A 201-nucleotide genomic window follows, 5' to 3' on the forward strand; every position below is an offset into this window, starting at 1 on the left:
CCTGGGCATTGATATTGGCCCGGACACCCCGCATTCGGCAATTAAGGTACTGATTAACAACAGCGAAGCGACACCTGTGTCCGGCCATCAATACACTGTTGCAGGTCTGGGAACCCTGACGGTGAACACAGCGGCCAGCACCTGGTCGTTCACCGCCCTGGATGGTCTGGATAATGACCCGGTGCCGTCGTTTACCTTCAC

At 56.7% G+C, this 201-nt stretch carries 1 protein-coding gene; it reads left to right on the forward strand.

The window, feature by feature from the left end; all coding sequences use genetic code 11:
- On the forward strand, positions 1–201 hold a 201-nt coding region (locus tag ACY2RQ_RS19970; protein ID WP_490114766.1), incomplete at both ends, for a hypothetical protein.

This window comes from Parendozoicomonas sp. 209JJ7-1 (assembly GCF_058147085.1).